The organism is Finegoldia sp. P1-F-LS (assembly GCF_052932205.1).
In genome coordinates this window covers 1-14,835 of record NZ_JBRFJH010000007.1, presented here as the reverse complement: position 1 = coordinate 14,835, position 14,835 = coordinate 1, and the positions used below count along the sequence as shown (strand labels likewise).

Annotated in this window: 12 protein-coding genes and 2 pseudogenes; all 14 read right to left on the bottom strand. The window is 32.0% G+C overall.

All coding sequences use genetic code 11. From position 1 onward, the window contains the following. Window positions 1-256: 256 nt before the first annotated feature. The 14 genes and pseudogenes from ACU68Y_RS06625 to mobQ all read right to left on the bottom strand — a co-directional run bounded on the left by ACU68Y_RS06625 (window position 257) and on the right by mobQ (window position 14,701). Window positions 257-1,933, bottom strand: a complete 1,677-nt coding sequence (locus ACU68Y_RS06625) for a recombinase family protein (protein WP_446755680.1) — start codon at window positions 1,931-1,933, stop codon at window positions 257-259. Window positions 1,934-2,024: 91 nt separating this feature from the next. Then, entirely contained in the window at window positions 2,025-2,186 is a 162-nt protein-coding gene (locus ACU68Y_RS06620; protein WP_035111374.1) for a hypothetical protein, read from the bottom strand. Between the two features lie 682 nt (window positions 2,187-2,868). Beyond that, window positions 2,869-2,955: pseudogene (locus ACU68Y_RS06615) on the bottom strand (phage replisome organizer N-terminal domain-containing protein); the annotation flags it as partial. A gap of 71 nt (window positions 2,956-3,026) precedes the next feature. Beyond that, the gene (locus ACU68Y_RS06610) at window positions 3,027-3,959 is read right to left on the bottom strand and encodes a helix-turn-helix domain-containing protein (protein ID WP_002836989.1); all 933 of its coding nucleotides are present in this window, start codon (window positions 3,957-3,959) and stop codon (window positions 3,027-3,029) included. Beyond that, the gene (locus tag ACU68Y_RS06605) at window positions 3,956-5,347 is read right to left on the bottom strand and encodes an ATP-binding cassette domain-containing protein (protein ID WP_002836952.1); all 1,392 of its coding nucleotides are present in this window, start codon (window positions 5,345-5,347) and stop codon (window positions 3,956-3,958) included. Before ACU68Y_RS06605 ends, ACU68Y_RS06610 begins: the two co-directional genes overlap by 4 nt. After that, window positions 5,341-6,036, bottom strand: coding sequence for an energy-coupling factor transporter transmembrane component T (locus tag ACU68Y_RS06600; RefSeq protein ID WP_002837063.1), 696 nt, complete (start codon window positions 6,034-6,036; stop codon window positions 5,341-5,343). The genes ACU68Y_RS06605 and ACU68Y_RS06600 overlap by 7 nt, the downstream gene beginning before the upstream one ends. Next, on the bottom strand, window positions 6,036-6,617 hold the full coding sequence (locus ACU68Y_RS06595; protein WP_002840789.1) for an MptD family putative ECF transporter S component: 582 nt from the start codon (window positions 6,615-6,617) through the stop codon (window positions 6,036-6,038). The genes ACU68Y_RS06600 and ACU68Y_RS06595 overlap by 1 nt, the downstream gene beginning before the upstream one ends. Window positions 6,618-6,627: 10 nt before the next feature. Further along, window positions 6,628-8,349, bottom strand: a complete 1,722-nt coding sequence (locus tag ACU68Y_RS06590; protein WP_002837056.1) for an ABC transporter ATP-binding protein — start codon at window positions 8,347-8,349, stop codon at window positions 6,628-6,630. After that, complete coding sequence (locus tag ACU68Y_RS06585; RefSeq protein WP_446755681.1) at window positions 8,346-10,094, bottom strand: ABC transporter ATP-binding protein; 1,749 nt, start codon at window positions 10,092-10,094, stop codon at window positions 8,346-8,348. The genes ACU68Y_RS06590 and ACU68Y_RS06585 overlap by 4 nt, the downstream gene beginning before the upstream one ends. A gap of 380 nt (window positions 10,095-10,474) precedes the next feature. Then, a pseudogene (locus tag ACU68Y_RS06580) lies at window positions 10,475-11,209 on the bottom strand (phage replisome organizer N-terminal domain-containing protein). Between the two features lie 84 nt (window positions 11,210-11,293). Beyond that, window positions 11,294-11,905 carry a class I SAM-dependent methyltransferase gene (locus ACU68Y_RS06575; RefSeq protein ID WP_002837070.1) on the bottom strand — a complete coding sequence of 204 codons (612 nt, stop codon included), beginning with the start codon at window positions 11,903-11,905 and terminating at the stop codon, window positions 11,294-11,296. Between the two features lie 203 nt (window positions 11,906-12,108). Continuing rightward, on the bottom strand, window positions 12,109-12,636 hold the full coding sequence (locus ACU68Y_RS06570) for a PcfB family protein (protein ID WP_002836962.1): 528 nt from the start codon (window positions 12,634-12,636) through the stop codon (window positions 12,109-12,111). 183 nt (window positions 12,637-12,819) lie between these two features. Then, complete coding sequence (locus ACU68Y_RS06565; RefSeq protein ID WP_035111366.1) at window positions 12,820-12,993, bottom strand: hypothetical protein; 174 nt, start codon at window positions 12,991-12,993, stop codon at window positions 12,820-12,822. 73 nt (window positions 12,994-13,066) lie between these two features. Beyond that, window positions 13,067-14,701 (bottom strand): MobQ family relaxase, encoded by a 1,635-nt coding sequence (gene mobQ / locus ACU68Y_RS06560; protein WP_446765328.1) that lies wholly within the window; start codon window positions 14,699-14,701, stop codon window positions 13,067-13,069. Window positions 14,702-14,835 lie beyond the last annotated feature (134 nt).

Sequence of the window (14,835 nt, the reverse complement as noted above, 5' to 3'; positions counted from 1 at the left end):
CGGAAATCAGATTTTGTATTATTAGTAATTTTAAAAATTTATATGTACCTACTTTTTGGAAAAAAAGAGCAGCCTTTTAAGCTACTCTTGTAGAAAGTACAAAATAAGTTAATTATATTTTTTGTGTTTCCTCATACTAGTTGCAAAACTACTCTCACGTCCATGTAGTTTTTTTGAGTCTTTTTTACATATCCTTCTTCATATTTTTCAAATACAAAATGCTTATAAAACTGCTTAAAATGCAGGATTTCTAAATTTACATCTTTTGTATCAACGCTATAGCTTCAACTTGTTCATCATTGTCCAAACTTATATTTAGGTCATCGTCTATAATTGGGAGCTTGAAAGTAATTGATTTTAGCCATTGTCCGTTAGGTTGTTTTTCTTCATAAACTTGAATTTCAGAAATCAAAGCTGTAATTAACTGCCTACGCTCTACATCATTCATGACTTTATAGAGTTTATCAAAATAGATCAGAACCTTATATATGTTATCTCCTGTGAGTTTTTCAGCTTCAATAGTCTGTTTCTTTGCTTTCGCATCAATTAGTGATGATTCTAATTCATCTATTTTGTCATACATACGATATAGTCTATCATCTAAATCCTGTTTCCTTCTCTTATAATGCTTATCTTCAACATCTAAATTATCTATTTCCTCAATTAGCTTAAACTTTGTAGAATGACTCTTCCTCAATTCCTTTTGGTAATTATCTATTTCTTTTTCTATTTCAGAGGTGTCCACCTTCATGTTGATTTTTTCTTGCATCATAGAAGCAAATTTCGGGTTACTTACAATCTTGACAATTACCTCTGCAACAGCATCATCTAACAATTCTTCTCTAATTTGCTTACGGAAAGTACACTTATGACCTCTTATCATCTGCCTATGTTTACAACCATAGTAATAAAAATCTTTATATTTTGTGCTATCTTTCTTTTTCTTGGCACACTTGTTTCCAAACATTCCCACTCCGCATATCGGGCATTTTACAATTCCAGAAAGCAAGTGTGTACGTGTATCTTTTCCTTTATTCACATGCTCATATTTCTTTGCTTGAGATTTTAACTTAACTTGAGCAGCTTGCCAAACTTCGTCGGAAACTATAGCTTCATGTATCCCTTCTGATATTAGATATTCATCTTGTTCAACCTGCTTATATTCATTTCTTGTACCACGAACTTTTTCTAAAGTTCTTCTTCCAAATGCTATTTTCCCATTATATACAGGATTCTTTAATATCTTTCTTATAAGACCTGCATCAAACAAAGGATTCTTACCATTCTGTCTTGGGATTTTTCTAATTCCATGATTCTCTAAGTATTTAGATAGCCCATTGGCTCCTATCGTAGTGTTTACATACTGGTCGAAAATCGTTCTTATGGCAACTGCCTCTTCTTCATTTATAAACAGCTTGCCGTCTTCAAGTTTATATCCATACGGAGCAAAGCCGCCATTCCATTTTCCTTCCCTTGCTTTTTGAATGCGACCTTCCATTGTTTGAATACGTATGTTTTCTCTTTCTATTTCAGCCACAGCTGATAAAACAGAAATCATTAGTTTCCCAGCATCTTTAGATGAATCAATGCCATCTTCAACGCAAATAAGATTAACTCCATAATCCTGCATTATCTGAAGTGTAGAAAGAACATCAGCGGCATTTCTTGCAAATCTTGATAACTTAAACACAAGAACAAAAGATACTCCATCTTTTCCAGATTTTATATCTTCCATCATTCGATTGAACTGAATTCTACCTTCAATAGATTTACCAGACTTTCCGGCATCTTCATACTCTCCAACAATTTCATAATTGTTGTAAATAGCAAAAGATTTCATTCGTGATTTTTGTGCCTCTAACGAATACCCCTCTATCTGTATTGATGTAGATACTCGTGTATAGAGGTATACTTTTATTTTTTCTTTTGACATAGCATTAACCTCAATATAATTTTTCTATATCATATATAATTTTTTGAATTTAAGTTTGGACTATCATTTCAAGTATATTATAATACTTTTATTAGTTCGTCTCAACTTGTGTTTTTGCCTTGTCAAAACTATTTTTCATCTCTTGATTTTTTGCTGGCGTTAGATCGGGCAGATTATCTAAATCTAAGGCACCAGCATATTTTGCAATCAGATTTGCTATTAAATCAGCCAATCCATTCCAGTCATTGTCCAATATATACCTCCTCTAAAGTTTTATATCTAATAATTATTTGTTTAATTAAGTTTTACGACATTGACAAGTGCCTTGGATTAGCAACATAGGAATCTCACCTCCGCCTCTATTCCGGATGAGCCGGCTTCAACCTTAGAAGTATCATTATCCTCATTTTCTTCATAGCGGATAGGGTATCCCTCCCTATATTCAAACTCTTACTTATCGCCACTTTCTTTTTGCTTAGCAGTACTTGTTTTGCCGAATTATTCAGCAGAAAGATCTTGGCGGATAGGTTATTACGCTCCAAAAATAATTAATGTCTTGTCATGGTCTATTCAATTGTTAAGGTTCAAATTTTATCGAGAGTTATTAATCTTTTTAAAATTTAACCATCAGAAAATACTTATCTTGATGAAACAAAATTGTTTAAAATTACCCTCTTATACTTAACAGTGAAAAGAAGTATTTCTTGGTAACCAATTTTGAAATAGAATTGCTTATGTAAAAAGGTCCAATTCACACTGCATGAGTAACAGTGAAAATTGGACCCTTTTCGTATCTATCATCTAAAAGTATTCTGGCATTTCTTTAATTTTCTAATCGCCTTTTAAGTATCATATTTATATTTTTTTATCTCTGGCATACTTTTATACCTTTTTAGACTTAAAGTCTTTAATAATGCCTTTCCACCTCTTTTTACCTATAAAGATTCTCCTACATCATAGTTCATTTTTTTATTTCCTCCTTGATGTCTTAATTTATCTTTATCTTCTTTATACCATTTTATATTTAGAAATAAAAAATAGATGAGATTTTTTGGATTCTGTTATGAAAAATCTAAAACGAACCTAAATTTTATTATTCAGGTTCGTTTTGTTTTCTATATTGGCTAGGACTAAGTCCTGTGAAATCTTTGAATGCTCTGTTGAAGTTAGATGGATTCTGAAAGTTTAGATCATTGCTTATTTCTAGTATGGATTTATCTGTGTTTATAAGCAAATCTTCTGAATATATTAGTTTTAACCTTTGGATATACTTCATCGGCGTGTATTGAAAGGATCTTGTGAATTTTGTGTTTAGAGTAGATTTTGATATTTTAAATTTTTTCGCTAGATGATCTAAGTTTAGATTTTTATCCAGGTTTTCTTTCATATATTTCTCTACTTCTTCCATTAGTTTATCCCCTCCGGGCGTGAAATAATTGGTCTTACTTGGATTTATGCCAACTTTTCCTATTCTATATATGAGTTCCAAGGATTTTAATTTTATAAATAGCATATCCCTTTCTTTAAGTGCTTGAATTAATTCATTTGCAAGTTTTACCAAATCTTCGTTTTTAATGGCACATCCCATGTCTTTTACATTTTTAAATTTATATATAAATTCTCCAATGTATGGAAAGTAGGGGGAATTTTTATCCAAGATTTTATCTGCTATTACTATGTTAAATGCCGTGGTTCGATGACTTGTTGTGGAAGAAAATTTTGAATTTGGTATTGATCTTCCTACGAATATTTCATTTGTAGTTATGAGAACTTTGCTATTGTTTATGTAAGTGAAATGATTGCCTTCATAGCAGTATCCTATCCTATAGCCTCTATTTCCCTCCGTAGAAGAGTTATGGGCGTTGTATTTCTTCTTTAGACTGATGTAGAGTACAAAGACCCCCGGAAATATTTCGTAAGAGGTCATCTTATTTTCAGGGCTTTCTAAGCCTATATAATTTATAATTCTAGGATCCTCTGTGGGAAATTCTTCGAACCCCCAAGATTTAAGTCTATTCTCTTTCATACAAACTCCACTATATTTTCTTTCGAATTTTTTATAAATTCATAGTCATGGCTTATGACGATTATTGTCTTTCCTTCATCTTTCATCTCTTTTAATATTCCAATTAGTCTTTTCATATTTTCAAAACACAGTCCAGATGTAGGTTCGTCAAGCACCACGATTTCCTTTGGACTTGCCATTGCTAGTCCCAGAGCGAGTCTTTGTTTTTCTCCTCCAGATAACTTCTGTGGGTGGCTTTCTCTCCTATCCCAGAGCTCTAGTTTCTTTAATATTTCTTCAATCTTTTTTTCGTCATCTGTTACTATTTTCATCTCCGTTAAAACGGATTCTGTAAATAGCTGATAATTGATATCCTGCATCACTAGAGAAATATAGTCTCCATGGTTTTTTATTCTTCTATTTTTGTAAAATACTTCGCCCTTTTGCTTCTTATTAAGACCGCAAAGATTTCTTATAAATGAAGATTTACCAATTCCATTTGCTCCTATTATGAAATATATTCCCGGATCAAAGCTCATTGAAAAATCAAATAGCTTGGGATTTTTTTCATATTGGCAGGAAAAATCTCTACATACAAGTGATTTTTCTTCATCGAAACTGTGGTCGAATAGGTTCTTCACTTCGTAGCTTTTACTTATAAGTTCTTCTTTTTCTATGTCTTTAAGGGTTCTAAGTCTGTGCTTTTCAAGTATTTCTTCTGAGATTCTATCTTTACTATAGGATAAAATTTTCCGATTTTCAATTACAAGTAGTCTATCCATTATTTCTTTTAAATAGTAGAGTCTATGCTCAGCGATGATTATTATCTTGCCCAAGGATTTTAAAACCTCTAGGCAGTGGGTCAATTTTTCTATGGATTCTCTGTCTAAGGATGCGGATGGTTCGTCGAAAATATATATTTCATTGTCCATAACCGCCACAGAATTTATGGCTATTAGCTGTTTCTGCCCTCCTGATAGTTTGAATAAATCATTGCCTAAAAGATCCTGACTATTTAGTAGTTTTGAAAAATATTCTATCTTTTCATAAATTTTATCCCTAGAAACATTCCTGTTTTCTAGGGCAAATGCGATTTCATCTAGGGAATTAATGGCGTAGAATTGATTTTTTGGATTTTGAAAGACTGTTGAGATGAATTTTGATCTGTCGGTTATATCCAACTTCAAAATACTTTCTCCATCAAATAAAAGATCCCCTTCCATCTTTGCCATATCAACTTCTGGTATAATTCCATTTATAGTCTTGATTAGAGATGATTTACCACATCCAGATCTGCCTGTGATGACATTTATAGATCCCTTTTCAAATTTTAAATTTATATCTTCAAGTATTCTATTTTCTCCCTCATCTTCTTTGAATGAAAGAGAAAAATTCTTAAATTCTAGCATATTTTTATCCTTATAAATAATATTATTATATAAATTCCGAAACTAAGTAGGACATAGTCCGCCGTTTTAAGCCTTGCACATGATATGGAAGACCTCTCTTTATTCATTTTCATGCCTCTTGTCATGGCAGATATCGCAACATTGTCCGCTGTTTGAGATACAATCATAAGTAATGGCACAAATCTATATTCCAGTATCTTCGCCGGATTTTTAAAGAAGTTTTTCATCGTAAGTCCATGCATGTACATAGCTTCTCCGATGATTTTGTAATCTTCTTTTATAGAATAGAAAAATCTAAACATTACAGAAATTGGTATGATTATATAGTCTGGAAATTTGATTTTCTTTAGTGAATAGACGAGATCGCTCATCTTAGTAGTTGTCACAGTGTAATAACCCATCATCACTCCTGGAAGTATTCTAAGTATTATTCCGCAGTAGAGATTAAAGACCATCCCTAAATAAGAATTTGGATACTTGGATGCTACTATCTGTCCTACTACGGCTATCCCAGTATAAAAAAGTCCCTTACCAATAAGGGACCATTTTTTATCTAGGATTGCAAGTAGGTATGGAAATATAGCTAACAAAATTCCAAGGTATTTATAACTCATACTAATGGAACCTTCTGTTGCAGATACCCCTATGATAATTGTTAAGAATAATTTTGTCCTAAAATCAATTTTCATTAAGCCATTCCCGCTTTTTTAAAATGTTTATTTAAGATTTTAATTCCAATGGTACATCCTATGTATCCACCGAGCATACCTAGTAGAACTACAGGTATAAAGGACCAGTTTGGCATAACTGAGAGTAGTTTTTCTGCATATTCAGCCCCATAGCCTTGGTCGATTAAAGACTGTAAATAGGCATCTCTAGCAAAGTAGATTGGTATTAAATTTGCAGCTGCAAAAATCATAAAGACTGTGTAGGTTAGTCTTGCAGTTTTTATTGACTTATAGCCACCCTTTTTTAATATAATTTCACAGATTAATGACAATAAAATTATGGCAGGTAGAACTATCGCTCCATGACCTGACATTGAAAATGTAAGTCCAAATACTATTCCCATGATTAAGATCATGCCAAATTTATCTATCTTTGTTGAATAAAGCATAAATACTGGTCCTGAAACTAAACCGCAAGCAAATGGAACTAGGGGCATAAGTACAGGTATAAAACCTATCATACCTCCACACCAGAGTGCCATTACAGTTAAAAGCGAAAATACTCCTGCATTTATTAAATCTCGAATTCCAAATTTATTCATTTTTCCCTCCTTAATATATAAATTCTTCAGATTTTTTAGATGATTCAATCATCTTTTGGTAAGTTTTACTTTCTTTTATAAGTTCATCGTGTTTTCCAAAATCTTCTATCTTTCCATCTTTCATAACTATGATTTGATCTACATTTCTGATTGATTTCATCCTATGGGAAACTATCATCACCGTCTTATTTTTAATTAATTTATTTAGAGATTCTTGGATATATTTTTCATTTTCCACATCAAGTGATGCCGCAATTTCATCTAGTAGGATTATTTCTGCATCCTTTAAAAATGCTCTTGCTATGGATATTCTCTGTCTTTCTCCTCCAGATAAGTTAGATCCATTTTCGCCAATCTCCGTATCGTATCCATTCTCAAGTTTCTTTACAAATTCGTCACAGTTCGCTAGCCTTGCAGCTTCTAGCACTTCTTCATCACTTGCAGTAGGTCTGCCGAGCCTTATATTTTCCATTACAGAACCGTTAAATAGAATTACATCTTGGAACACCATGGAAATATGTTTAAATAAATCTTCTGTCCTCGCCTTATTTATCTCTTTTTTATCTATTAAGATTTCTCCTCTGTCATAATCATAGAGCCTTGCCACCAATTTTATTAGAGTGGACTTCCCGCAACCAGATGGACCAACAAGAGCAGTAGTTTTTCCCTGCAAAGCCTTGAATGAAATATTATCTATGACTTTTTTGTCATCGAGATAAGAAAATTCTACATTTTTTCCTTCTATATCAAATGATTTAAATTCTGTTTCTCTTCCCGGTTGGATTTCTTCTGATCTAAGTGCCTTTATCTTTTCTATTGGAGAATCCATGTACATTAACTCTCCATAAAATTGGTTAAAGGCAGCAACTCCATCAATTAATCTTGCTGAAGCAAATAGGTAGCCTGCAAAATACAAGATATTTATTTCTCCATTTATCAAGCTATTTAATCCAACATATATTGCAAGGGCTAGGGATAAGTTTGCCACAACTGTTGCAGAAACAATGGGGATAACTTGTCCCAGTTCTGACTTAATGTGTTTCTTTTCTAAGGACCTAACAAAGTCAATGCCACTTTTTTCCTTTTCTTCAGTCAAATTGTAGGATTTGATTTCAGTGGATAGATCTATTAGTTCTTGGAACATCTTCGAAGACTTTCTCTGTTCTTTGTAGTAGGTCGCCGTCGCCTTCTTTTGGATTTTGGTGGAAGTCAAATTCAAAATAGCAGAAATATAAATTGGAGCTATAACTGCAAGACCAAGCTTTACATTTCCAATTAGCAACAAAATGGAAATAATAACTAGGTTTATTATAAAGCCATAAAAACCTGAAACTGCATGAGAAAGACCATGCTCCATTGCCTCTACATCCTTCATAATCGTTTGAGAAAAATCAGTTAAATCTCTTTTTGAATAGAAACTAAGGGGAAGATCTTTTATTATTTCAGAAAGTTCAATCCTTAAATTTGCAGATTCTTTATAGGTTTCATTATAGGTTGTAATGTAATCTTTATTTATTACGAAAATCATTATAAGAGCAATTACTATATATAAAACCACCGAAATCTTGAGATTAAACTTGCCTAGACCCAAGAGACCTTGCATGACATACATAAGAAGAAACATAGGAAGCATGTAGGACAGATTCTTTAAGGTAGAATATTTAATCGCAACGATGGTTCCTTCTGCACCTTTGTCCGTAAGTGCAAATCTATCTTTTAAATAGTTTTTCATAGATCAACCCTCCATTCATTTGCTTCATTGTACATTTCGATAAACTTCTTATACCTGCTGTCTTCCTTCATAAGTTCATCGTGGCTTCCTCTCTCTAGAATTTTTCCATCTTCAACCAGTAGAATTTCGTCCACTCCACGAATCGAAGAAAGCCTATGAGCAATCATAATTGTCGTCCTATCTTTTATGAGTTCCTTAAAGGCAATCTGTAATTCATATTCATTTTCTGGATCTGCAGCAGCAGAAGCTTCATCAAGGATAATTATCTTTGGATCTTTCAAAAATATTCTCGCAATGGAGATTCTCTGTTTCTCGCCACCAGATAGATTTATCCCTTCAGCACCTATTATCGCATCGTACTTGTCTTTGAACTTATCTATAAAGTCATCACAGCGGGCAAGCTTTAAGGCTTTGTAGACCTCTTCATCATCTGCATCTTTATTTGCGAGTTTTACATTTTCAAAAATCGAAATTCCTTGGAATAGTTTAGGATTTTGAAAAACTATGCCGATATTCTTCATCAAGCTTTCTCCATCGTAGGAAGAAATATTTCTGTCGCCGATTAAAATTTCTCCAGAATCCACAGGATATAGTCCAGAGATTAACTTAGCAATGGTAGACTTACCAGATCCAGAGCTACCTACAAGAGCATATACTTTGTTCTCGTCAAGATTTAAAGAAAAATTATGTAAAATCTTATTCTTGTCATCGTATGAAAAATCAACATTTTTAAAGATTATATTCTTCTTTTGTAAATCTTTTTGTGTACCAAAAACTATTTCTTTTTCTTTCATCTCTGTGAACAGATTTTCAAGATTATCTACAGCAGAGTTAGCTTGAAAAACAAACATAGATACATACATAATTTTCATTGTGTTAGAAAAGAATATCCCCATGAATAGAGTAAAAAATAAAATTTTTGCCGCCCATACATTGGGATCTTGTCCTTTTGAAACCATAAATATCGCTAGAAAGACTGGCGTGATTATAAAAATATTTAAAAGCCATTGGAAAAGGACATAGGGAATCCTGCAGGACATCGAATATTTGTAGACCATGTCCTTATAGACCATGATTGAGTCGTAAAGTTTTGTAAAACCGATAAGTGGCGTGTTGAAGATCTTCACCACTGGCATTCCTCTTACATATTCCACAGCCCCAGCATTCATTTCATCTAGCTTCTCCATGTACTTCTTCATAAATGATTGGTCTCCTATCATTTTGTAGAGTAAGTACATACTGAGTAGAATGATGATTACAAAAAATATTCCAAGATAGATGTCAATTGCAAAGGTCAAGGCTATCATGAGTATAGGAGTTAAAGCTGCCATAGTTTGATCTGTTATGAGGTGGGCGACAATCATGTGTGTTTGTTCCACATTGTTGTCGATTATCTTTCTTACCTCACCAGAGTTATGGGTGTCAAAAAAAGTATTTGAAGCTCTAAGTAGGTGCCTAAGTCCTTTTTCACGAAGCCTAGTTTCAAGTCTAAATCCAGCTAAGTGACTCATCCATGTTCCACCAAAGTAGAAGATACTACAGCTGGCAAAGAGGACTAGAATTTTTATAGAGAAAATCTTAAGGTTTATTAAATCTTCTCCACAAAATACATCTCTAAGCAAAATCCAAATTAAATAATAAGCATAGAACTGTAGCAAATTCCCAACTACAGCTAGCATCGCCGCAAGTATTCCATGGATTTTTCTTTCAGGCATATAGGAAAATAATTTCTTATAAAGTTTCATATTAACCTTCTTTCTATGTGCTATTTAATAATCAATATCAATATATCATCTTTTTTTTTTATCGTCTAGTCGAAAAAAATTATTCTGTCATAAATTTTAAATAAAATATGATGGTCTTTAAATTTTTGTAAGAGACTGTGTAAAATGCCTTTCCCCTAGGGGAAAGAGATATGTGATCAATTTTTTACTATATGTGGACCACTTTCCGATAATAACTGTGGACCATTTTGGGGTTGACATTTACATCTAAAAGTCTTCTGGCTTTTCTTTAATTTTCTAATCGCCTTTAAAGTGTCATATTTATATTTTTTTATCTCTGGCATACTTTGATACCTTTTAGACTTAAAGTCTTTAATAGTACCTTTCCACCTCTTTTTTATCTATAAAGATTCTCCTACATCATAGTTCATTTTTTTATTTAAACCTTTCTGTGTTAGTTTATCTTTATCTCCTTCATACCAATTTAAGATTGTTGCATAGTGGTTTTGATAGGTCTTTCCACTGCTTTTCATGTATCTTGATAGTTTATTTATCATTATTTCTGTGTGTGAGTTTAGTTTTTCTTTTAGATTTTTATATTCTTCTTTGCTTAGCCTTACATTTTTGAATTCTCCATAAAAGATGGGGGTGGACTTTTTATCTTTTTATATCTCTCCCTCTCTCTCTTTATCTATCTCTATATCTTTCTCTATCTCTATCTCTTGTCGGACATGTGTTGGACTCATTAAGGACAATGTCCTCTGTTTATTTTGTCTGTATCTTCTTTTTTTCTCTGCCCATGCTGTTTCTGATCCGATTAAGTTTGGTATTTCTGTTAAATAGTATTCATCATTTTCTGTTACAACTTCTAGTAAGCCTTGATTGATTAAATAATTAACTGTAACCATTACATCATCGTCTGTTTCATCTATGGTTAGTGCTAACTCTTTTATAAAATCACTTTCTACTCCATCATAATAGAGTTTGCCCTCATCTTTTAGACTTAGTAATAAAAGTTTTAGATAGATTATCGTGTAGGTATCTCCTCCCGATATTCTTCTTAATCTTTTTATCCTTTTGTCTGTGAAAAATTCTTCTTTTAATTTTATCCAATAATATCTTTTGTTTATTGCCATTCTAATCCTCCTTGCAATAAAAAAAGAAGCAGATTTTTTCTCTACTTCTCCTTAAAATTTATTTTTCATTATTCACAAATTTTTTTATAATTTTCTAGCTAAAAATACTAGATGATCTTCCTCGTCCAGATGGTATTCGCATTTAAATCCTATCTTATTCAATGTTTCTGTGAGATATTCGGGAGAATAAACTTCAAAATCTAGCATATCCGCCCATTTTTTTATATTTTTATGTTCTCTATATGCTCCTTCGTTGCATATTAGAAACTGACCGTCCTTAATTAGTACACGATGAATTTCCCTAAAAGATACTTCTATATTCTTCCAAAAATAAATGGTTTCAAAGGCAGTTACTATATCTATGGATTCATCTTCAAAAGGTAACTTAGCCACGTCTGCTTCAATAATTTTACACCTGCCATCTCTTATAGCTTCGCTATTTACTGAACTTGCTATATCTACACTTGTTTTAGAGTAGTCCATTCCATATACTTTTTTAGCCTTTGTTAAGAAGTATTGAACATTACGTCCACCACCACATCCTAGATCTAAAACTACATCCGAGGTTTTAATATGCAGAAAGGATCTGCCCCATTTCGCCAATTTTTCGTGGCCAACGTTCATTCCTTTCACCATGAAACGACCACCGAAATTATTTTTAGGATTTTTTACATTTTCAAAAAATTTTTTTAACATTTTCATCTCCTGTTGATAACAATTATCAGTGTCATTTTATCATAAATTTTACATTTATTCAATTTTATATCCTATCTACATTGATGTATTCAAGAATTTCGATAATCGAAATTCTTGATTTCCGATTTTCGGAATTCTGGACTTCTGCTTTTCAGAAGTCTTGTTATTTTGGGTATCTAAGGGTGTAACTTTTCGTTACTCCCTTAGATTTCTCTGGTCATATCTTTTTTGTTTGGTTTTACTTTTTCTTTTACTTTCCTTTTGACTTTTTCTTTTGTCTTATCCTTGTTCTTGGATAGGTCTTTGTATTTCGTTATTTGTTTTAGGATACTTTCTTTTTCTTTTTTATTTTCTTTGGCTATGACTTGCTTAAAAGCATATTCCATTACTTTTATGTCTTTGGCTTGGAAGAATATTTCATAGTTATTGCTTTCTTTGTTTTTCATTACTGAGAAACTTACTCCAAGTTTATTTAGTTCTTTTTTTAAGTCTTTGAGGTCGCATTGATCTATGCTTATATTTTCTAGTTGTCCTTTCTTGTAGAGGTCTTTTATTTTCATTTCATCGCCCATAAGACTTTTTAGGTTGCCATTTGCTTTTTCTAAAGTTTCATTCATCTTTTTTCTTATTTCTTTGTCTAAGTTGATTGATTCTTTTGCTGCCTTTATTGTGTATGTTATTATGGTTTGTGCTGCTTGACCAGCTTCTTTGCTTATTTCTTCGTTTATCATGTTTTCTCTCCTTTGTTTGAATTAAAAAAAGGGAAGTATAGGCTTTAATTTTTCTATACTTCCCTTTGATTGTTTTTATTTTATTGTTGTTGGTGGTGGAATGCTTTATTTTGATGTTTTTATATATTTCTTAGGTCTTTATACCTTTTATAATTTAAAATAGCTTACAATACCTTTCCACCTTTAGTAGTTTGTGTGTGTTCTTTTGTCTGATAGATAGTTTTTCATGTTAGAATATATAATCTGTATTTCTTCATTGCTCATTGATTTTATTTCTTCTGTGCTTCTATATGTTTTGTATGTTCCATCTTGATCTGCTTTTATGAGTTCATCTATTAGCTCTTGCCTTTTATTCATCTCTATTACCTCCTAGATCTGCCTTTATTTTCTTGGTCATATTATAGCTTGGATAAGATATTTTTACCAGGTCTTATCTTTCTTGATTTTTGTAATAGTCTTTGGTGATTTGTCTTTTTTTATTAAAATTATCACTGTCTTGCTTATACTCTTTTATCTTTTCTATAATACTTTCTTTTTCTCCTCTCTTAATCGCCTTGTCAATTTCTATTGATAGGTCGATATCATATTCTTCATTCACTACTTCTACTGCATATTTGATATGATTTATTTCCTTGTATCTTCCCCTTATCTTTTCTGACTCTGTATTTAGTTTACTGATTTCATCTTCTAAGTTTTTAATTTCTCCTAACCATTCTTTTTCTCTTAAGTTTTTCTTTCCACTGATTTTTTCAATTAAGCTTCTTGCCCTTATATGTTGGTCTATTTCCTTTTGATTATTCTTGTAGAAGCTTTCTTTGAATATTTTCTTGCTTTCATATTCTTGGTAGGTTGCTTTTGTTTTTCTTACGGTCTTTGCATAGGCTAAACACTTATTAAGGTCTTCTATCTTTTGACTATTTTCTTTTATAGTCTTATATATTTCAGAGTTTTTACTTCTTAAGATATTTATATGCCCTTGTAGGTCTGATATGGTTTTTATTTTATGTTCTCTTAGATAATTTATTCCACTTGCATATCTTTTTAGATCATAGATTGCTTTGTTTCTTTTCCCATAAAATGATAATTCAGCTCTATTATTTTCTTGCATTTCTTGATAGAAGCTTAAATATTCATAGAGGTTAAATAGTCCTGATTCATTTTCGATTTGCTTTTTACTTTGGTCTTTATATTCCTTATATGATTCTTTTAGCTTATCTTTGAAGCCTACTAACCATGTTGTTATTTTCTTTATTTCATTGCCTATGTTTTTTAATAGTTCATTCTGTTTTTTTATTTCACGATTTATATCTCCTTTTTCTGTTCTTATTCCTTTTCTTTCCATTGCACTAGCACTTGCCCCTAGATGTATTGTTGGTATTTGTTTTATACCTTGTCTTTTAAAACTCCTATGGTCTACTCTTTTTTCTATCTTGTTTTTTGCTAGATATTCATTGCAAAGGTCTGAAAAATTTTCTCTCCATTTTTCTACATTGCCTTTATCGTTCCAGCTTGTTAGTTCTACTTTTCTTGTTTTAGGTTTTCCATTTTTGTTTAAAATCTTTTCTCCTTTTCCATCTAGGATATATTCTTTTTTACTTTTTTGCCCCCATGTTCCATCTTCATTTATTGGTCTTACTATGGTCATTATATGAGCGTGAATGTTTTGATTCCCCTCTCTACTTTCATCATGAATTGCTAGGTCTACTATCATTCCCTCTTTTACAAAATTGTTTTGAACATATTCTTCTATCATCTTTTTATTTTCTTCTATGCTTAACTCTTTTGGTAATGATATGATAAAGTTTCTTGCAAGTTGGGCATTAGAGTTTTTCTCAAAAAGTTCTACCGAGTTCCACAAGGTTTTTCGGTCTTTATATTCTTTTGGTGCGTGATCTGGTAAATATATTTCTTTGCTAATTACTCCTTGCTTTTTGGTGTAGTCATGGGTTACTCCGTCCCATTCATTTTTTATTTTTTCTCCACTTATATATGCTGCACTTGCTACTGCACTTTTGCCTTTTCCTCTTGATATTATGTTTACTGAAAAATGAAAACTGTCTGCCATTTTTATCACTTCCTTATATAATGTATTTAGGTTGTTAAAGGTAACCTATAACCCTTTTTCGACTAAGTATTATTCAGGTTTGCTGTATAATATTGTTATTAGATAGAGTGTACTCGTCACTTCCTTGAGATTTA